This window comes from Reticulibacter mediterranei, from assembly GCF_016587455.1.
On sequence record NZ_BNJK01000001.1, the window covers coordinates 612232 to 631939 of the forward strand.

Below are 19708 nucleotides of genomic sequence, written 5' to 3' on the forward strand. Positions count from 1 at the left end.
AGGCCTGGAACTGCGGCGAACGCATCGCCGATGTTCCCCGATAGGCCACACGCACTCACAGATGAATGCCATCTTTTCCCCTGTTGCAGCATCGCATGTTCGATCATCGTGCAAGCGATGACCTGCTCCCTCTTGTCTTTCTCATCGTTTCCTTGCGTGTGTTGATACGATCGTGTTGTTTATTCTCTCAGAAAAAAGCAAGGAATACCTATCATGACAGAACATCAGCTTTCACTCCTCCCCTTCTACGCGGGTTGGGGAAGATACCAGCAGCGTCTTGTTGCGGCCATCGCGCTCCTTACAGAAGAGCAGCTTGCCTTGCGCACCACGCCGCAACACTGGTCGATTGGCATGTACGCGACACATATTGTCGCAGATCGCGCCTGGTGGTTCCACGCACGGATGGGCGCGGGGAGCGACGATCTGACTTCCCTCGAATTATGGGCTCTCGGGATCTGTGAGGCGGACATGGACCCATGCCACCCGGCGGCAGAACTAGTTGCCGGACTTGAGAAGACCTGGCGGCTGATCGAGGAGACGCTTGCCCGCCTGACCCCTGCTGATCTTGAGCAGGTCTTCCCGCCTTTGGATGAGGTGGAACGTGTGCGTCACGCGAAACTGGTTGAGCCTGCGCTCCAGCCATACGCTCAGATGTGGGTGGAGAGGGCGGCTCTTTCTGGAGAAGTAAGACCCGCAGTTTCGCTCCAGTGGATCATCTGGCATGTGCTCGAACATGACATCCATCACGGCAGCGAAATCTCCACCACTCTCGGCATACACGGCCTGCCAGTCGTCGAGTTGGATTAAGAACAGAAACTTCCTCAGTTCCCCTCACAGCCTGAGTGGGTCGGGTCGAGGACTGGATGCGTTAGCCAGGTGTAGATAGAGCTCGTTCATTGGCACAAGTTGAGCTGCGGAAAGAGCTGCTGGTACACCGTTTCCAGCATAGCGAGGATGTCACGAACTTCTTCCAAGGTGTGGCTAGCGATGCGACAGGGATGAGTTCTGAGTAGTCTGCCGCACTTGCATCACTCGATGATGCAGGTGTGCCAGACGCTTCAGGTGCCGATCCCGATAGTAAGGACGCCCTTTGAGCAGCATGGGAGGAGAAGCCTTCCTCAGCATCAGAATCGTATTGTCTCGCATCGTACGCAACTCTTCGGGCGTGAGCAACCGTCGCTGTGTTTCCCCCCGGGTCCAAGTGCGTTGTGTCTCTATACCTAAACCTTCTGAGGTAGAACTGCCTGTTACTACTGTGGTATTCCCGATGCGCTTACTATAATAACGTGTTTCTTGCAAGCCTGCTCCTTGAAGCAGCAGGTGCGTGACAGCATTATTCTTGATCGTCTCAGCGTCCTCTTTCCCGTAGCAAGCTTTTAGTTGAGAAAAACTTTGGGTCGCCATTAAGAGCGCAATCCGCTTGGACCGCGCTGAACTGATAAAATCGACGAAGCTAGGGATATGTCCAATGTTCGTGAATTCGTCCAGGTAACAGGCCATGCCGCGAGGGAGAGCATGTTCACTGCTTCGCTCGGCGCGTCGTTCCCATGAAGTAAACATCTGCATGGTTAAACAGGCCATGATAGGCCGCAATCGTCTGGTGGCATTGCGCGGGATCGAGAGGTAGAAGGCGGTAGGCTCGTCCACCATCTGATCGAAGTCAATTTCATCTATCGCCGTCACCTTGCGAACTTCTTCGCTGATAAGAGCTTGAAAGCGGTTGCCGACGTCGGTCATGATGCTGCTGGTAAGTCGCCCATTGCGGCTCATGTGATCTAAAAAGCCCTGTGCTTCGCGGCGTGCGGTCAGAGAAGGACTCGTGCAGAGCAGTTTCTTGATCTCTTCAAAAGGCATACCCATTATGAGGTCGCTCAGACGGGAAAAGGGAGCATTGGGCTCCACTGTACGCAAATGTATCACCAGGGCGCTGATAAGCAAACGAGCATTGTTGGCCCAATAAGAATCTTCCCCTTCTCCGGTATTGCTCACCCATACATCGGCAAAGTCCTGGGCATCCTCAATCGTGTGGATGTGAGCCAGAGGGTTATATCCATGACTGTTTTCAGAGTGGGTAGGAGCGAACACCCATATTTGATGGTGTTGAGCGACAGCTCCAGCCGTGAGGTCATATAATTCCCCTTTCAGGTCGGCAATGAAGAGGGAGCGGCTCCCGTGTTCCTGCAACAGATTAGGAATGATCACCAGGGAACTTTTCCCTGAGCCCACCGGGGCCGTCAACAACAGATTGGATTCCTGCTGGTGCTCCGAGAGAGAGATGGTCAACCCGCGATATTTGCCAAGCGCGAGACGGGATGCGGGAGGAGTCTGCTGGCCTGTGATGTGATGCAGAACCCGGGTCCAGAGCAAAGGAGTGGGTGTATAGCGTCGTGCTTCAGCTCTAGTGGCGAAGCGCGCTGATCCATGTGTAGTGCGGGTATGTGTGTTTACATCTACCGAGAGTGCGATATAGATTATTCCCATAAGCGTCACCACAAACCAGGTGACAGGATGCGAGATCCCAGTCCAGGGATAATGCGCAACTAAGGTGGCAATGGCTCCTTTCTGCTGAAATGGCAGAGATGTGAGCCAGACCGAGTAGAGTATATAAAAACTGCAAATCAGAACGCAGAGAGCGGCCAGGCCCACAAATCCTTTGACGAACATTCGGTTCATCGTGCAAGGTCTCCTTTATGGTTTTCCTGGGAGAAGTGAGGCTCCTTCTCCTGATCACGCACTACAAAGTCTTGCCTACAATGTTCAGGGGAGCATATGCTTTGAGAAACTCTGAAAGTCGATGTTCCCACTCGGGTTCGCTATGTTCTCGCTCCGTATCCCGTAATTCTGAGCGCAGCGCGTATTGGCTTTCTCTCATCCGGTCTCGCGGTCATCATTCTTCGCTGAAGAGCAAACGACTTAGTAATTGCTCAAGCATTTGAGATTACCATCAATCCAGGCATTTCATTGCCTATCTATCCGTCGAAGAGGTTACTGAGAACTCCATTCACTGGGGTGGTAATAAAGGAGCTTACTCTATTATACCTCATCCGATGGCTTCCTGCCTAGCTTTAGCATCATATATTTCACATATTCAAACAAATTACGAAACAAAACGAACATGCCCATCAGCCTGAGAAGCGGCTGGAGCATATATTACATTGTGAGAAGATAATAGTTTTATATTGGCCCCTAATAGCAAGGATGTGCTTTCTGCTATAATGACATTGGATATGCTCAAGGGACAGATCCGAAAGATTGATGTGATCGCTAACCCGGACAAATTGCAAGGAATCCCAGCGCTCAACTAATACAGAACTTCTAAACGTTGGCGTTTTTAATGCAACACGGCTCCGATGACAGACAAGGAGAGGTTTCTATGTTCATGAAGAGGGATGTCTTATCCTCTCGATCAACACTTACTACTGAAATCTATATTCCTACTCTCCCCATCCTGTCAAGTGTGCCGATGGGTTGGGAGGGCATGATTGCACAGATCTATAACGAGCCTGTGGAGGTTGAGAGCGCAACTATTCCCGCTGTATCAGATCTTTCATTGATAATGGTCACTCATGGAGCTGTTTCTCTCGAAACCAGAGATGGAGGTAGCTATAGTTCATGGAGAGCGTCCCATATCAGCGTGGGAGACTGGTTTTTGTTACCCGGAGGGACGGCCGTTGAATTTCGCTGGCGAGACAAAGATCTCTCTTCTGGACCGCTCCAAACACTTCGCCTGCATCTGAGTACTGACCTTATCCAACGTATTGCTGAACAGCTGACAGATCATGATCCAACTCATATGGAATTAGTAGAGCGTTCAGGTTTTCAAGATCCTTTACTTGCTCAAATTGGTTTTGCTTTACACAAGGAATTGCAATCTCCAATCCCTGGAGGAAAGCTTTATGCGGAAACTGCTACGCAAATGCTCGCAGTTCATCTCTTACGCTCCTATCTGACCACAGACATTTCTATCAAAGAACCACCAGCAAACTTTACTCGCCAGCAAGTGAAGCGAGTCGTTGAGTATATTCAGGACCATTTAGATCAGAATCTCTCGTTGGAGACCCTCGCACAGCAGCAGGGTTTCAGCGCGTACCACTTTGCTCGCCTTTTTCGACAGGCAACTGGAGAAAGTCCGCATCAATTTGTACTGAACAAACGGATTGAGGCCGCGCAGCATCTGCTCAAAAAAAAGGACCTTCCCCTTGCTCAGGTAGCGCTCGCGGTTGGTTTTCCCAATCAGAGTCATTTTACCCAGGTTTTTAAGAACCGCGTTGGCCTCACTCCTCTCCGCTATCGACAGGATCACCAGAGCAAAGCACATTTTGAATACCGATAGCAAGAACGCGAAAGAATACGCATGCTACTTTCACTTATCATTAAGCTATCACGTTGATCATCGACCTCTGACATAAGAAACGACTTGTGAGCTGAAGACGAAGCACGAGAAAGGCCGTTTGCTCCACAGGGAGAGATTACGTCTGAGATAGGAAAAAAGCAAAGAAAGAGAACAGTAGCATGGGCATCAATATATTCACCGCTCTCATCACGCGGAAAAGTAATCAACACAAGCTCGCCAAAAACCTTGTAATTGCGACACCAAATAGCATTATGAAAGAAGGCTTTGTCAGGATTGGCGGAATGGACCAGTGGCTTACAATACGCGGCGAGGATCGCAATAACCCAGTTATCTTGTTTGTGCATGGTGGTCCCGGAACGAGTTATACGATTTTTACTCCATTGTTACGTGTATGGGAAAAATACTTCACGATTATCCAATGGGATCAGCCGGGCTCGGGGAAAACGTTACGCACAACCGATAAAACCACTATTCTCACCTTTGAACGCATCATAAGTGATGGGATAGAAGTTGCCGAGTTCTTGTGCAAAGATCTCGATCAGAAAAAAATTATCCTTGTTGGAAGCTCATTGGGCAGTATAATAAGCACCACTATGATAAAACGGCGTCCTGATCTGTTCTGGGCGTACATTGGCACCGACCATACAACCGGATCAGATACAGACGAGCTTTCATACCAGTTGATCCTGGATTTGCTTCGTGCAGCGGGCAACACCAAAGGAGTGAAAGCTGTTGAGAAAATCGAACCCGCTCCCATCCGTCAAACTCGGAAGGAGCATGACCAACTGCTCCAGTGGAGGATTAAAGCCAACCCAATGAGCCAAAATATGGTGACGGATATTATACTCCCAGCCATGTTGACATCACCCAACCATACCCTTCGTGATCTTATTAACTATTTCCAAGGGATACGCATTTCTACTGATCAACTTTTTAATGAGCTTGTCACGATAAATCTCCGCAAACTCGGAATGCTCTTTGAAGTGCCATTCTTCATCTTCCAAGGAGAGACCGATGTGGTCACGCCGACAACCTCAGCAAAAGCATACTTTGACGAGCTTGAGGCTCCGCACAAGGAATTTGTCCTGATCAAACAAGCGGGTCATCTTGCGGCTTTTGCCCAGCCAGAACAGTTTCTGAATGAACTCCAGCAACGGGTTCGTCCACTAGTGATAAGGCAAATGCAAAAGCGGTAAATGATGAGCTGTGCCACGCTTTGTTTCGACGTGGCACAGTTCATATTTCTGGACAATGATAGTAATGATCTTCACCCGAATTTAACGCCTTCTTCTTTCTTCAAGCTTTGCTCTCTTGCCAGACAATGAGCAGATCATCCTGCTGATGAAGTTGCACTTCTTAATGGTCCCATAGTCACTCTGACACTGTAGACTGCAGCACGGACCTGCCATCGATCAGCCTTGCCAGATCGGCCAGGATCGGGTGGTGGATGACATCCTTGATGCTCACGACCCGCCCCAGGGTAATGATCAGCCTCACAGCCGACAGAGACGTACCTCCCCGATCGAAGAAGTTGTCCTGCTGACCGATGCTCTCTTGCGAGACACCAAGCACCTCCGCCCATGCTGCCGCCATTCGCCTCTCGGTCGGTGTACACAGTGCATCGTAGAAGTCCTCCTCGACCACATCAAGTTCTCTAGCGAGCGCCGAAAGCTGTTTCCTATCGATCTTGCCGTTCGCAGTCAGCGGCAGACTTTCTCGCCAGTGGAAGGCCGCCGGAACCATGTATGTCGGCAGTGACTCACCTAACTGATCCCGCAGGACATTGACCTCCAGCGGTTGCGGCCCACCGTAGAAGGCCTCCAGGCGTTTACCTCGCTCAAGCCGCTCGGCAACTACCACAGCACCATCGCTAACACCCGGGACTCGCAACAGGGCGTTCTCGATCTCGCCGATCTCGATGCGAAAGCCAGCAACCTTGACCTGAGTATCTCGGCGACCAAGAAACTCCAACTTGCCCTCAGGCTGCCAGCATCCGTAGTCGCCACTCAGGTAGAGTCGCTGCCCAGTGTCGTACGGATCGCTCATGTAGCACTGCCCAGTACGCTCCGGGTCGTTAATATATCCGCGACCAACACAGATTCCAGAGAAGGCAATCAAGCCGGGGGCACCAAGTGGAACCGGGGACAGGTGCTCGTCAACGAGGTAGATGCGCACGTTGGGGACGGGGCGCCCGAGTGGAACCCGTTCTCCCTCCGGCATCCGCAGCATGATCTCGTGATTGGTGTCGTCCGATGTCTCGGTCAGCCCATACGCGTTGACCAGCTTGATGGCAGGCTCGGACGCAAACCAGCGCTGCGTGAGTTCCTTCTTCAGCGCCTCGCCAGTCACCGAGACGCATCGCAAGTCCGGCAGCTCACGGTGATGCTGCGCAAGAAAAGACAGCACCACTTCAAGGTATGACGGCACAACCTGCAATACATTGACCCGGCCTGCGATGATCTTGCCGACGAACCGCTGGACATCCAGGATCACCTCCTGCTCAATAATCAGGGTCTGCCCACCAACCAGGAGCGCGGAGATCAGTTGCCACAGCGAGATGTCGAAGCACTGAGGCGCGACCTGGGCCACTACCTGCCCTTCGCTGATCTGGAGGTCATCGATCTTGGCATACAGATGGTTGAGCATGCCTAGGTGCTCACACATGACACCTTTAGGTTCACCGGTAGAACCGGAGGTGAAGTAGATGTAGGCAAGTTGGCACGGCGTGACATCGATGCCAAGGTTACTGTCAGCATGACCCTCTTCATAGGCGGTGTCCACGAAGAGCGTCTGCACATCAGGGAGCGATGCGAGAGCCTGGTCGAGCGTGCCAGTACTGCCGTGTTCAGTCAGCACAATCTGACACTCGGCACGTGAGAGTATCTTCGCGATACGATCTGCCGGGAAATGCGGTTCGATGGGCAGGTACACGCCACCAGCCTTGAAGATCGCGAGGACAGAAGCCATCCAGTCCAGGTTGCGCTCAGTCACGACTGCGACGACCCCTTCGCGGCGCAGCCCTCGCGCCAACAGGGCTCGCCCCAACCAGTTAGCACGGGCATTGAGTTCCTGGTAAGTCCACTCTTGGCTGCCATGCACGGCTGCGATGGCGTTCGGGTAGGCCTCTACCCGCTGCTCGAACAGCTCATGGACCCGGCGATCCGGCAATTCTCGACTCCGACCAGCGAGTCCTTTCAGCTGGAAATGGAGTTCCTCGGCGGAGAGCAGACTCTGCCGCTCATGCTCAGCATCTGAATCGGCGGCGATCAGCGCAAACGCCTTCAGATGATAGCCAGCGATCCTGGCAGCGCTGTTCGCATCAATCACCTCGGTCTGGTAGCACAGCCGCAGCACAAGATCGCCTCCACGATGCGCGATTCCCACCCGCAGTACAATACCCTCGGCGAGATCGTTATCATCACAGACCGGATCGAAGACGGTTTCAAACACTCGTTCTGTCAGGCCCAGTTCACGCCTGAGATCATCGATCGGAAAACCCTGGTGCGACAGCAGCTCTGCCTCGACGCGAGAGGTGTTCAGCAGTAAGGCCTGCCACGAGTCGGGTTCGGTCGTAAGCCGACAAGGCAGAGGTTGGCCGCCCTCTGAGGCAACGTAGCCAGTCGTGACCTCGCGCCCGCCGGATAGTGCAGCAAGTACCCTGGCGTGTGCGGTCAGCAACACCGAGCTGAATGGCACTGCCAGTTCGTCTGCCAAGCGACGCAATACCGCCACAAGATCGCCGGGGATCATCGCCTCGTGCTCGGCAACACCCCTCACGGGAGTGAGCGTCCAGCGCGGAATTGTCGTGAACCCACCTGCGAGGAGGACATGACTCCAGAACTCGCGATCTGGCTCCGCTGATTTTCTCATTGGCTCTTCCTGTAACTTTTTCATCTTGTCTTTCCTCCACTCAGTGTTTTCTCCGGGTCTGCTTCCCACAAATCAGGACGACAAACTGGCATTTTTTCTGTAGGAGCTTCGAGTTCTTCGAGCAAGGCGGCTTGCTCATCGCTATGGTCCTGCTGTCCTGCCCGCTTCTGGGACGGCGTCTGGAAAGCAACTCGCAATGCGGGCATCAGTTCAGTGTGTTCAGTAAGGTGGTGTGGTCGCAGCTCTTCCCGCGCTGGTGACGACTTCAGCGGAGCGGTTGGCTGTTTAGCAAGACGGTCCCGCCGCTCTTCCATGAGGTGAACTGTTGGCTGTTTAGCAAGGTGGTTCCGCCGCTCTTCCTGTGCTGGTGGCAACTTCAGCGGAGCGGTTGGCTGTTTAGCAAGACGGTTCTGCCGCTCTTCCTGTGCTGGCAACACTTTTAGTGGAGCGATTGGTTGTTTAACACCGCAGATCTGTTGGGTCGCGGGCACAGGCTTCTTGACCCGATAGCTCGTCAGTGCCTTAGCGGGATTCCCCACCCAATATGCACGCGCTGGGATCTCCTCTCCTTTCATGAGGAAGGAGTCGGCGGCGAGTATTGCCTCATTGCCCAGCGTGACACCGTAGTGGACGAAAGAACCAACACCCAGGGTGCAACTGACACTAAGTATAGTGTAGTCGGACTTGAAGGCGCCATCCTCCAGTGAGTGGCACTGGATCTTGCTCCCATGATTGAGCGTGCAGTCGTCCCCAATGATGGTCAGCGTCCGCTCCGTCAGGTAGCAACCGTCGTCGAAGACCCTGCGGCCAATTCGCACACCGAGCAATCGCCAGACCACGTTCTTGAATGGAGTGCCGTTGAAGATGTTGAGGTAGGTATCAGGCACCTTCCAGAGACGCTCGTGCCACCAGTAGTACAAATCATAAATGGAACAAAACTGCGGACGCAGTGGCCGGAAACCCGTCATAATCCGCTCGACCAGCACATAGTAGGCCGTGCTCACCACGAGGCTGAGCGTCATGTCCGCAGCGACTCCTACCGGACCAAGCACATTGTCGAGATTGACAGCCACAAAGGCGAACAAGGTGAACAGGAGAATTTGCAGCCACTCGATGAACAGAACCACACCCATCGTGCGGATATTGTAGCGGTTCTTGGCGGCAAGACGTTTGCGCCGCTCATCGCCCTTCCACAGATGGGCGAAGTGGTTATCGCGCTCCACCGAGCGGGGAATCTCGAAAGAAGGCGAACCCAGCAGACCCACGCCCTCACGAATCTTGCCGTCGAGCGGGATCATCGCCTTCGTTGCGATCAAGACGTTGTCGCCCGTGCAGGCACCCACAGGAAAGGCGAGATTGTTTCCCAGGAAGTTATGTGCCCCGATCGACACTCGCGACACGCGAAAGGACGTGCTAGAGAAGTCGGCATTCATCATCGAGAGTCCGTCGCACACCATCGTGCCCTGACCAACAGAACTCAAGAACGGGGTTTCGTGTTGCAACTCCGAGCCGAAGTTCGCCCCGGTCTGCTCGGCATCAGAAAGGGTGTATCCCAGGCCGCGCAGATAGTTGAGGATATAGGAACTGTCACCGAAGAGCCGGTTGAAAAACTTAACATTGGTCATGACTGTGATCGTCCGGTGCAGTGCATAATGGAAGCCATAGAGCGGATAGACCTTGTCCGGCTCGATGAAGCGGTTCAGCAGGCGCGGCACGGTGAACACAAAGACCAGTCTGAGGATGCCAATGCCGAAGAACACCACCAGGGAAAGAATCAGAGCATCGATATAGAACATCGGCCCGGTGATCCTGATCACGCCAGGTATCAGCAAGCGAGACAGGACTGGTCCCAGGGTGAACAGAGCGTATGACCCAATGATGACCAGAGGCATGAACACCAAGCATACCATAAGCAGCGTGACGAGTCCTTCAGTGAAGCAACGCAACGTGCTGAGGTTGGCAGGTGCAACCCTCAAGTAGTTCAGGTGTGTTGGCTGTGCCGGAGAGCCATGCCAGTGCTGCTTGTCTGGAACAACCTGACCGCTTTGGAGAGAGGACGCGTGACCGAGCTGCGTCCCGTTGCCCATCGACGTGTTGATGTCGAGCACGGTCTTCTCGCCGACGTACACGTCCCGGCCCACAGTAACCGGACCGAGCTGAATACGCCCGGCATGTGCCCGGTAGCAGAGGAAGGACGACTCTTTGCAGATGATTGTATTGGCACCGATCGTGAGCAGGTCAGTGCAGACCGGAATAGTGCGGGAAAGGATCGTGACCCCTTTGCCGATGTGTGCACCGAGCGCCCGCAGGTACAGCACGTAGAGAGGGGTGCCGACAAAGAAGACCATCGGATTGGCATGTATCAGCACCTTGACTGTCCAAAAGCGTACATAGGCCAGGCCCCAGACCGGAAACTCACCGGATTTCCACCGACCGATAAGAAGCCACTTGGCCGCGATTGAGAAGCCACATATGCCGACGAAGAGTGCGCTGCCGAAGAAAACCGATCGCAGGTAGATGTCCCCCCAACCAGAACCCTCAGCTATCCAGCCGTAGCCCCAGTCGAGAACAAATCCTACCAGGCAGGCATAGGTGAAGTAGATCAGGAATTGTAGCACTCCTGTACGGACGTACGATAACGTGCTGGCCCGTGTCACCACCTCGGTCCGCTCCACCGAAACTGATTGTTCGGCAGAGGCAGGGGTGGACGTGGTATCTATAAGCGCCTCCACCAGGCTTCTGATCGTTGGGTGCTGGTACACGTCCTTGATCGATACTGAGGGCAAATCCTCCCGCTTTCTGACCCGCGCACAAAACTGGGCCATCACTAGCGAGTTGGCTCCCAGATCATTGAAGAAGTTGCTGTCAATAGACACTTGCTCGACATGTGCAACGCTGGCTAGCACCTCTGCAAAGCCTCTTTCAATATCACTCGTCGTATCGGGTATGAAGCGCTCGATTGATATTTCTCTCATGTTCGTCCCTTGATGTGGAAGCTGGTAATTCGCGATACTTATTCAACATTAAACATTGAGAATTTTTTCTACACTACAATTCATTGATTATAAAATTGAAAATTCTGTATCTGATAGTACCGCAGAGAAAGAAGTCAGCGTCGTGCTCATCATGGGCTGGTCACTACGTCACCGAGCCAGTGGTGCGGTTGGCTGCCGGCCCTGTGACTGAGAACCACTATTCAGTTCGTCGCAGTTGAACATGTTCTTCCCATACACATGCTCCAGCCAGGCAGGTTGATAAATGGTATTGAGGTAACGCTCACCGAGATCCGGGGAGATGGTTACAGCGGTGAGCTCTTTCTGCTCGTCATGCTCGGCCAACCAGTTGATCGCACCACTGACTACAGTACCAGTAGAACCACCGAACAGGAATCCCTTTCTCGCCATGCGATGGCAGGCACGGATAGTATCCTGCTCCTCGACCATAACTACCTCATCTATATAGGACTTGTCGAGCAGCGGTGGATGGACTCCCATGCCCAGACCAGGAATCATGCGGCGACCTGATGAACCCCCGAAGGTCACTGAGCCGACGGTGTCTATGGCAACGATCCGCACCGATGGATGCCGCTCTTTGAAGTAGCGTGCACAGCCCATCAACGTTCCAGTAGTACCAGCTCCAACGAACAACACATCCAGACTTGGAAACTGGCAAGCAATCGCAGGGGCCGTCGTGCGGTAGTGCGCCTTCCAGTTGTTCGGATTGGTGTACTGGTTGAGCCACACATAGCGGTCATCGGAGGCACACAACGCCTGGACGTAGGCGATCCGCGCTCCAAGAAATCCATCTTTGACATCCGGCTCAGCAATGACATGCACCTGGCTCCCCAACGCCTCCATTAACTGCCTGGTCGATCGGTTACAGCGAATATCAGTCACACACAGGAACTGATAGCCCTTGCTTGCCGCGATCATGCTCAGCGCTATACCCAGGTTTCCAGACGAGGACTCGACGAGGATCGACCCCGGCTTCAAGAGTCCGTCCCGCTCGGCAACCTCCACCATCTCGGCTGCTGCCTTCAGCTTGATCGAACCAGCGAAGTTGAAGCCCTCACACTTCAGGAAGAGCGAATACCCGAAGGTCGGCTGAAGATCGATGTAGAGGTCTTCCTCACTGAAAGCCTGGGGAAAGGATATTATAGGCATAATGGTCTCCTTTATCGGGTGGGCTCGTTTGCAGTGAAATGGGTAGTAGTCATCTGGCAGTCCTCAACTGTGGAGGTGACCAATCAGCTGGCCGCACTGCATCCGCCAGTCCGACGAGTATCTCGCGTGGTCCCTCAAAGGCCTCCCTGCTGTGCGCGGTGCGGATATTATCGACGAGCATCAGGTCGCCGATCTGCCATGGCTCACGCCTGGTATTGGCTTCGTAGACCTGGTTGAGCAACTGTACAATATCCTCGCCAATAGGAGCACCGCTGCCAAAGCGGGTATTGAATGGTAGCCCACCTTCGCCGTAGACATCCACCAGATACTCGCGTATCTCAGGGGCCAGCGTCCACTCGTTGAGAAATGCAATCTGGTTGAACCAGCAGAGCTGACCAGTAACTGGGTGACGGATGATGGCTCTGCGGCGCTGTCTGGTGCGCAGTCCACCATCAGGTTGCCACTCGAACTCGATGGCGTTGGCACGACAGTAGCGCTCGACAGCATTGCGGTCCTCGGTGCCGAATGCCTGAGCGTAGGATGCGCCGATCTCGTCATTGTAATTGCGGGTGAGTATCCAGCCCTCCAGCACAAACCGCTTGACCACCTCGTCAGGCAAGGCATTGAGTACAGTTGACGCATCAGCTACCCCTGTCACCCCGCCGCTGGTGGGCGCGCTGAGACACGCGAACAACATCAAGCCAGGAAACTCCATGCTGTAGCTCAGCTCGTGGTGCATACACATCTGCTGGTTCGCAGGCCACGCCGATGAGGAGTACACGCCAGGGGAGTAGATCCGCCGGGATGCGAAAGCCTCCCTCTCGTTCATCAGGCCATTAGCCAGCCGCCTGAAAACAGTACTGGTCTCGTCCGCTTTGCGTAGCCCAAGGCCACGCACCAGAACCGAACCATACTCGATAACGACGGCACGCAACGCCTCTCGGTGCTTGACCACCCAGTTTAGTGGATCGCCTGCGGCCTCGGCTCGTAGTATTGGAGGTTTACCAGGTTGCAAATCTACGTTGAGCGGAAACGCTCGGGATGAAGACAACATTTCAATCTCCTTTCAGCATGCTGAAGAATCTCACCTATACTTCTGTTTACTCATTCAAACTGAACTGGATGGAGACTAAGTACAATGACACAAGTTCTATGGCACAAGAGCCAATCACAGACAAAATAGTACGTGGACACTGATTATGGTGGGGTGAAGGAAATTCTAAGCTGTCATTAATAAAGCTGCATGCTTTCAAAGATCTCACAATGGGTGACATCCCGGCGAAAATGCTGCCATAACATCTCGGCCAGGCAACATATCTCGTAATACTTCTCTTTGATGCTCTAGCGTGCAGCCTCCTGGCTTGATCACAGGCATTTTGTGCCTGTGAATGCGTCAGTAGTATTAAATACACGTTAGTGATCCTTTTTAAAGGCAGAAGAGAATATTCTCTTTTCATATCATATATTGCGTTATTACTCATTATGATTGAAATTTTAGCTATTATTGTTGAGTAAGCCGTCTTATAGATATAACTTCATCCCATTGCTCAAGCACGAAACAATGAATACATCCTCTACATAGCATCCATCTCAAAAATCAGGTCTTTGGCAAACAGAGACCTGAACTGCCTCTCAGGGTTATTGTTGCTACAACATTCTAGCCAACTACTACAACACAGAAAATTATAAAGTATTACGTAGGAAAATACAGTGATAAGTTACACATTCTGTTTGTGATATTTGACAGTCTGCCAGCCTTCCTTTCCTTTGCATATCCTCGCCATTGGACTCCTCTCCCAGGCCTGCGAGCAGTAACACTTCTTGCTCCCAAATACTCTATCCTTGCTCAGCTTGATAATGCTCAGACAAACGATGTTGTCCAGATTCATGCATTTCAGGTGATATACGCTATACTCGCTTCTTAGTGTCGATGGTTATTTTCAGCGTAACAGAAGAAATCTCATGGCCGTTTGTGAAGTAAAAAGAGGAGAGAATGACTGGATTTACTGCATCAGAGAGAGGAACAAGTACTGTGGAGGCAACGACCTCCAATGGCGCGACTGGTGTATATGCACACGCCGAGTCAACAGCTGTCTTTGCTACCGGCGGTAGTGCCTCCCCCGCCGTCAGCGTTATAAATTTTAGTTTTAGTGGGAACATCCAGCGCCGCTTGAGCAGCAAGAGCCTCAGAACGGCACTACACCGCTCAAGCACCACCCCTGAACTGCCAGGTCTTCACGGACATGTGCCTGTGTTTACGCTCAGAGAGATGAGGAATCCAGGAATTCATTCGAGTGTTAATGCTTCATCAAGATTATCCCGCTTTCGGTCAAAGGGGTGCAGTCCATTTCCTATTCACGGGTGTCTGTCCTCTTCAGTATCTCTCTTGCACCATCATTTATGAGGACAACACATCCTCTATCCTTTGAAGTAGGGAATCGATGTCAAAGACGGTTGCGATAGGGAAGGCATGGCAAGAGAGTTCCTGTTTGGATGAGGGATCGGTGTTAATCAGCATGACCGGAAGAGAAGTAAGCTTATCGACGGCATGTAGATGCTCAAAAACCTCTATTCCTGTCATATCGGGGAGACAAAAATCCATAATCAGGAGGTCCGGTTTGAGCTGGGGAACGACCTGTAAGGCACGCTCTCCGGTTGCTACCCGCAAGAGGGCGTAAAGGGGTTCCTGCCTTACTACCTCCGTAAAGAACTCAGCAAAAGCGTCATCAGGCTCCACCAGCACAATTTCTTTGCGCCGCCACATCGGAAACTCCTGAAGAAACGTTTGTTGCATGGTCATAAAATGCTTTCTCCTTTACTGGATCACGAAAATACGTTCGGTAGTCGCAAATATCCTCAAGAGGATATCCGCAAATAGCTTAATGATGAGTTTTACCGGTTCCTCATTGAGCCATGACTGCCATCTCACCCCTGTTTCCTTTTTCTTTCGCGGCGAACATTCTGATGACATTGAAGAGGACCAGACCCGATTCATTCGCCGGAATGTTCATATCAACCTCCATTCCTCTTGCCTGGCTGAAGTATCCATCCTTCGCCCCACATACATATTCAGGCTGACAGTTCGCCTGTTTTGCAGGCTCTTCGTGTTTTGTTTTTTCGTATGCCTGTTGTGAAACACTATGAAGTACTATTGGACAGAAACAAGCATAGCACAGGACTAGGGACCCCCCAATAGATGGAACCGTTTTTAGGAGGAGGGTACTACGCCTGGTGAAGAAAAGAACCGTGTGAAGAGTCGTGGTACTCCACATGGTTCTGGCCGCTGCCTCCAAGCGGGAAGGACTCCCCCTGAACCACGAGGGCACATTCTATCAAGAGCGGCGTAGAGATGAAGAAGAACTTATTTCGCATGGAAGAGGAAGAATATTCAAGGCATCTCCGATGGAGACTTTCATGAAATCGCCCACCAGGTTCTCTTTCGAGGATATGAGCGTGTGGAATTCACCCGTTTTTGTGAAGTCGGAGAAGCAAGAGTCCGAATAGCGATAGGAGAGCGAAACGGCCCTATCGTAGGCTGGGAGGATCAAGTTTATCGAGGATCGATTCAACCATCTCCCAGAAGGTATCTGGGAGATGCCAAAGCGTGGAAAGGGTCTCAGGCGGAGTGTTCGTCGAGCTTCTTGTTCGTCTCATGGCTGCGGTGAAGGCCGATGGCGGATGGCCTGAGTTCGCAAGAACCTTCCAAGGATTCATGAGCTTCTGCCCCCTCCTTTTGACTCAGGCGTTGCTGCAATTCGCGATCAAGTTTGAAGGTATCTTCATAGAGACGATCTTCCACTACCTGCCCCCACCGCAGACGCAAGAATTGCACCGCTTCATTCCCATAGATACTTCCGTCAAGACGAGGAGCCGCAATCGATAGGCGCGTTGCCACCAGCGTATTCCAGGGCCACCCCTGGACAACTACTTGCTTCACTGTGAACTGAATGCCTGGAAAGTAGGAATAGAGACGTTGGAACCATTCTCTGACAGCCCCTACCCCGGCGTGCTCTCCACCCAATGGAGGAGGGCCGGCAAAGGAAAAGATAACCTGCTGGTGGAATTGTCGTAATACCTGTTCATAATCGCCTGTACTGAGCGCACGAAACCCACGGCGGACAATGCGACGCACGATCGCTGAATACATGGATCACCTCTCCTTGCGAGTCGATACTCTTTCCTTCCGACTATGCACTTTGTTGCATAGTTCTCTGAGAGAGTATAATCTATCTATGCAACAAAGTGCAAGAGGTGACAGTGATGACACTATCTCATGCGATTCTCGCTACTTTACTGAGTGGACCGGTCAGTGGGTACAAGCTAGCGAAACGTTTCAATCGGACCATTGGCTATTTCTGGCAAGCGACCCATCAGCAGATCTATCGCGAACTGGCAGCGCTCGAAGAACACGACTATGTGCAACCAGTGGCCTCTTCCTCCTCATCGACAGAAAAACAGTATATGCTTACGCGAGAAGGCCAAGACTTTCTCACGCAGTGGGTCGCACAACCTGCTGAACCGGGAGCGCTTCGTGAAGACTTGCTGGTCAAAGTGCGTGCGGGAATCCTTGTGTCTCCCGACGTTCTTCTGGTAGAGTTACATCGGCGTCGAGCCTTCCATGCTGAGAAATTGGCTGTCTATCAAGCTGTGCAGGAGCGTGATTTTCCTGAGCCGCAGCATTTGACCTATGAGCAACGATTACTCTATTTGCCTTTGTTACGAGGGATAATGTTTGAAACAGACAACATTGCCTGGTGTGACGCTGCTCTTAACTTTCTTCAAGAAGAAGCGCCACTTCCGTCCTGAAGAATATGGTGCAATTTCAGTGGAAACCGATGGGACTTTTTCTATCTCCCTCGTGCAAAGTTTTCTCTTTCTAGCGGTTGCAGAAGTGACGCATTGCTTCCGATGAGCGCCTCGCGCATCCATCAAAGAACATAGAAAACTGAAAGGATTTCTTTAGAATCTGCCACCTCCATCTCGCTCATGATTATCTTGACAAGAGCAAATCTTCCAGGTATACTCTTTTAGATAGTTGGTTAACTATCTACATAAACGACAGATAGGCAAAACACTATGGTAGCACGACAGACCGACAAACGTGACCGCTTGATTCAAACAGCAGCGACATTGGTGTATCAGCAAGGATTTCACCAGACCACCCTGGCGGATATCGCCCAGCAGGCTCAGGTGCCTCTAGGCACAGTCTACTACTTTTTCAAGACAAAGGAGGCCCTTGGCGAAGCTGTGGTCGAATACCGCCTTATTGAATCTAGGGAGCAGTGCCAACAGTCGGAGAACGATCCTGATCCCAGAGTCCGCCTTCAATCCTTCATTCAAATGATGCTTGATAACGATCACACTCTGGCCCAGAACGGTTGCCCAATTGGAACGCTTTGTTCAGAGCTGCACAAGCAGGGTGGACCGTTAGCACAGCATGCGAGCAAGATCTTTGAGGTGTTGCTCGCATGGCTCACAACACAGTTCCATCTCATGGGCAAGCAGGACGAGTCGGAAGACCTGGCCCTGCATCTGCTTTCAGCTATAGAAGGGGCGGTATTACTCGCTCAGAGTTTCCAGGCTCCTGAATACTTCGAGCGTGAAGCTAGTCGGCTCAAGGAGTGGGTTCGCACTCTCTAAACCAGCTTCCTGCTGGTTCATGCGTCTTTTCCTGAAGCAAGGAGCACTTTTCTCAGTATCCATCTGAGTTCGCCTTGCTCATGATACATGTTGCCATGTTTGCCGGATGTCAATACCACTGGACGAGATAGTCAAAGAGCAGAAGGGAAAGTCAGAATGTCACTCACCTATAGTATTCAGATGCCCCAGGGCTATGTCCAAGAATTGAGAGGGATTCCTGACCCTATTGAGGCGTATGAAACGCTGACCAGCGTCGCGCAAACCGCCGAGGAGTACGGCTATACAACTGCCTGGGCAATCGATCATTTCCAGACCGTGCCCGAGCCAACGCAAGAAACCTTCTTTGAGTGCTGGACCACGGCAGCGGCTCTGGCGCGCGATACCAAACGCATACGCATCGGCCAGATGGTGACGGCCAATAGTTACCGCAATCCTGCGTTGCAGGCCAAAATGGCTTCAACCCTGGATGTACTCTCACATGGACGTTTCACCTTTGGCATTGGGGCTGGCTACTACGAGCCCGATTATCGCACGTATGGCTATGAGTTTCCAGAGGGAAAAGTCCGTGTGCGGCAACTGCGTGAAGCGGTCCAGATCATCCTGGCGATGTGGAATGAGCCAGCACCTACTTTTGAAGGCACTTATTACCAGATCCACCAGGCTATCAATCAACCCAAAGGGGTGCAGCAACCACATATTCCCCTGGTGATTGCCGGGTTTGGTGAACGGCTCCTCAAGGTCGTCGCGGAGTCAGCTAATATCTGTAACACAGGCGGCGATCCTGCTACGGTTGAGCAGAAGTTTGCCGTGCTTAAGAAGCACTGTGAAACCGTTGGACGCGATTACGAGAGTATCAAGCGAACAACAGTCGTTCCCGTAGCCATTGGAGAGACTGACGAGAAGGCCAGAGCGTTGTGGCTTTCCGACGTTATACCACCTTACACAGGAGATGTTTTTTCCTACGGGCTCATCGGGAGTATCGATACCATCCGTCAACGTATCGCCGCTTATGAGGCTGCTGGTGTCCAGGAACTGGTACTCTGGTTCGTTGATGCAACGAAATTGGAGAGCGTACGACGGTTCGCCAGAGAGTTTATCCAATGACAACACAACGTCCTGATATACTTCTATCGCAATAGCTTCGTACGCAATAGGAGCTACCGAGGTCCGCTCACCCTCTTGAGCGGACCTCGGTAGCCAGATGTAACAACGAGCATGTCTCCCTTTGCCTTCTCCTGACCTGGCGCTCTTGGAGAGCGAACCGGATGCATTTTGCTGGAAACAAGTGTCCTGACCCCTACTTTTCGCTATCAGCCAGCCATCGTTGCGCAGGCATTAAAGGCGCATGTGTCAGTCGCTACGTCTTTGAAACTCATGAGCAAGCATATAGTGTTGTCTTCGAATACATCACCTGCTTTTATAATCGGGTTCGTAGGCACTCTTCTCTGGACTGTCCCAGTCCTATCAGTTTGACTTATTAAAGAGCTGATCTCTATTTTCTCCTTCTACAAAAACGGGTCAACGACACTCTCAGCCTTCCTCCGTACGCTATAAGCGCATTTTGTGGCTCGTCTATCACGCCTCCCACAATGTTGCAAACTTTGGCCAGCTTTTTCTAAGAGAGGCAGTGGTGCTTGAGACGGAATGGGATATAATGTGTTAGGGAACTGTTGGGATCATA

At 52.1% G+C, this 19708-nt stretch carries 15 protein-coding genes and 1 pseudogene; 8 read left to right on the forward strand and 8 right to left on the reverse strand.

All coding sequences use genetic code 11. The features are described from left to right. Positions 1-213: 213 nt before the first annotated feature. A complete protein-coding gene (locus K3T83_RS02960) occupies positions 214-807 on the forward strand; it encodes a DinB family protein (protein WP_220201485.1) in 594 nt (197 codons plus the stop codon). A gap of 174 nt (positions 808-981) precedes the next feature. Here the strand turns inward: K3T83_RS02960 and K3T83_RS02965 are convergent, their stop codons facing one another. Further along, the gene (locus K3T83_RS02965; RefSeq protein ID WP_220201486.1) at positions 982-2673 is read right to left on the reverse strand and encodes a type IV secretory system conjugative DNA transfer family protein; all 1692 of its coding nucleotides are present in this window, start codon (positions 2671-2673) and stop codon (positions 982-984) included. A gap of 700 nt (positions 2674-3373) precedes the next feature. Between K3T83_RS02965 and K3T83_RS02970 the strand changes: the two genes are divergently transcribed. Both K3T83_RS02970 and K3T83_RS02975 read left to right on the forward strand, forming a co-directional pair. Beyond that, positions 3374-4333 (forward strand): AraC family transcriptional regulator, encoded by a 960-nt coding sequence (locus K3T83_RS02970; RefSeq protein WP_220201487.1) that lies wholly within the window; start codon positions 3374-3376, stop codon positions 4331-4333. Positions 4334-4512: 179 nt separating this feature from the next. Then, positions 4513-5550: an alpha/beta fold hydrolase gene (locus tag K3T83_RS02975; protein WP_220201488.1), complete on the forward strand. Its 1038-nt coding sequence runs from the start codon at positions 4513-4515 to the stop codon at positions 5548-5550. A gap of 175 nt (positions 5551-5725) precedes the next feature. On the opposite strand, the gene K3T83_RS02980 is transcribed toward K3T83_RS02975, so the two are convergent. From K3T83_RS02980 to K3T83_RS03010, 7 genes are all read right to left on the reverse strand, one after another. Continuing rightward, positions 5726-8224, reverse strand: a complete 2499-nt coding sequence (locus tag K3T83_RS02980) for a non-ribosomal peptide synthetase (protein WP_373324574.1) — start codon at positions 8222-8224, stop codon at positions 5726-5728. Positions 8225-8244: 20 nt separating this feature from the next. Further along, positions 8245-11199, reverse strand: coding sequence for a Pls/PosA family non-ribosomal peptide synthetase (locus K3T83_RS02985; protein ID WP_220201490.1), 2955 nt, complete (start codon positions 11197-11199; stop codon positions 8245-8247). 168 nt (positions 11200-11367) lie between these two features. Then, a complete protein-coding gene (gene sbnA / locus K3T83_RS02990; RefSeq protein WP_220201491.1) occupies positions 11368-12387 on the reverse strand; it encodes a 2,3-diaminopropionate biosynthesis protein SbnA in 1020 nt (339 codons plus the stop codon). Positions 12388-12436: 49 nt separating this feature from the next. After that, positions 12437-13441, reverse strand: coding sequence for a TauD/TfdA family dioxygenase (locus K3T83_RS02995; protein WP_220201492.1), 1005 nt, complete (start codon positions 13439-13441; stop codon positions 12437-12439). 1344 nt (positions 13442-14785) lie between these two features. After that, positions 14786-15187, reverse strand: a complete 402-nt coding sequence (locus K3T83_RS03000; RefSeq protein ID WP_220201493.1) for a response regulator — start codon at positions 15185-15187, stop codon at positions 14786-14788. A gap of 103 nt (positions 15188-15290) precedes the next feature. Continuing rightward, entirely contained in the window at positions 15291-15680 is a 390-nt protein-coding gene (locus K3T83_RS03005) for a hypothetical protein (protein ID WP_220201494.1), read from the reverse strand. 323 nt (positions 15681-16003) lie between these two features. Beyond that, on the reverse strand, positions 16004-16534 hold the full coding sequence (locus tag K3T83_RS03010; protein ID WP_220201495.1) for a nuclear transport factor 2 family protein: 531 nt from the start codon (positions 16532-16534) through the stop codon (positions 16004-16006). 113 nt (positions 16535-16647) lie between these two features. Here K3T83_RS03010 and K3T83_RS03015 point away from each other — a divergent pair, with 113 nt between their 5' ends. The 5 genes and pseudogenes from K3T83_RS03015 (at position 16648) to K3T83_RS57770 (ending at position 19508) form a co-directional block, all read left to right on the forward strand. Then, positions 16648-17193: a PadR family transcriptional regulator gene (locus K3T83_RS03015; RefSeq protein ID WP_220201496.1), complete on the forward strand. Its 546-nt coding sequence runs from the start codon at positions 16648-16650 to the stop codon at positions 17191-17193. Between the two features lie 270 nt (positions 17194-17463). Further along, a complete protein-coding gene (locus K3T83_RS03020; RefSeq protein WP_220201497.1) occupies positions 17464-18027 on the forward strand; it encodes a TetR/AcrR family transcriptional regulator in 564 nt (187 codons plus the stop codon). 156 nt (positions 18028-18183) lie between these two features. Beyond that, entirely contained in the window at positions 18184-19131 is a 948-nt protein-coding gene (locus tag K3T83_RS03025) for a TIGR03560 family F420-dependent LLM class oxidoreductase (RefSeq protein ID WP_220201498.1), read from the forward strand. A 141-nt stretch (positions 19132-19272) separates the two neighbouring features. Beyond that, positions 19273-19362, forward strand: a pseudogene (locus K3T83_RS57765) (hypothetical protein); the annotation flags it as partial. Beyond that, positions 19362-19508: an IS3 family transposase gene (locus K3T83_RS57770; RefSeq protein WP_373324575.1), complete on the forward strand. Its 147-nt coding sequence runs from the start codon at positions 19362-19364 to the stop codon at positions 19506-19508. The pseudogene K3T83_RS57765 and the gene K3T83_RS57770, both read left to right, overlap by 1 nt. The last annotated feature ends 200 nt before the right edge of the window (positions 19509-19708 follow it).

Excerpts from the sequence above, each read along its gene's own strand:
- K3T83_RS02960 (WP_220201485.1), top strand. The coding sequence starts at position 214 with ATGACAGAACATCAGCTTTCACTCCTCCCCTTCTACGCGGGTTGGGGA.
- K3T83_RS02965 (WP_220201486.1), bottom strand. The coding sequence starts at position 2,673 with ATGAACCGAATGTTCGTCAAAGGATTTGTGGGCCTGGCCGCTCTCTGC.
- K3T83_RS02970 (WP_220201487.1), top strand. The coding sequence starts at position 3,374 with ATGTTCATGAAGAGGGATGTCTTATCCTCTCGATCAACACTTACTACT.
- K3T83_RS02975 (WP_220201488.1), top strand. The coding sequence starts at position 4,513 with ATGGGCATCAATATATTCACCGCTCTCATCACGCGGAAAAGTAATCAA.
- K3T83_RS02980 (WP_373324574.1), bottom strand. The coding sequence starts at position 8,224 with ATGAGAAAATCAGCGGAGCCAGATCGCGAGTTCTGGAGTCATGTCCTC.
- K3T83_RS02985 (WP_220201490.1), bottom strand. The coding sequence starts at position 11,199 with ATGAGAGAAATATCAATCGAGCGCTTCATACCCGATACGACGAGTGAT.
- sbnA (WP_220201491.1), bottom strand. The coding sequence starts at position 12,387 with ATGCCTATAATATCCTTTCCCCAGGCTTTCAGTGAGGAAGACCTCTAC.
- K3T83_RS02995 (WP_220201492.1), bottom strand. The coding sequence starts at position 13,441 with ATGTTGTCTTCATCCCGAGCGTTTCCGCTCAACGTAGATTTGCAACCT.
- K3T83_RS03000 (WP_220201493.1), bottom strand. The coding sequence starts at position 15,187 with ATGACCATGCAACAAACGTTTCTTCAGGAGTTTCCGATGTGGCGGCGC.
- K3T83_RS03010 (WP_220201495.1), bottom strand. The coding sequence starts at position 16,534 with ATGTATTCAGCGATCGTGCGTCGCATTGTCCGCCGTGGGTTTCGTGCG.
- K3T83_RS03015 (WP_220201496.1), top strand. The coding sequence starts at position 16,648 with ATGACACTATCTCATGCGATTCTCGCTACTTTACTGAGTGGACCGGTC.
- K3T83_RS03020 (WP_220201497.1), top strand. The coding sequence starts at position 17,464 with ATGGTAGCACGACAGACCGACAAACGTGACCGCTTGATTCAAACAGCA.
- K3T83_RS03025 (WP_220201498.1), top strand. The coding sequence starts at position 18,184 with ATGTCACTCACCTATAGTATTCAGATGCCCCAGGGCTATGTCCAAGAA.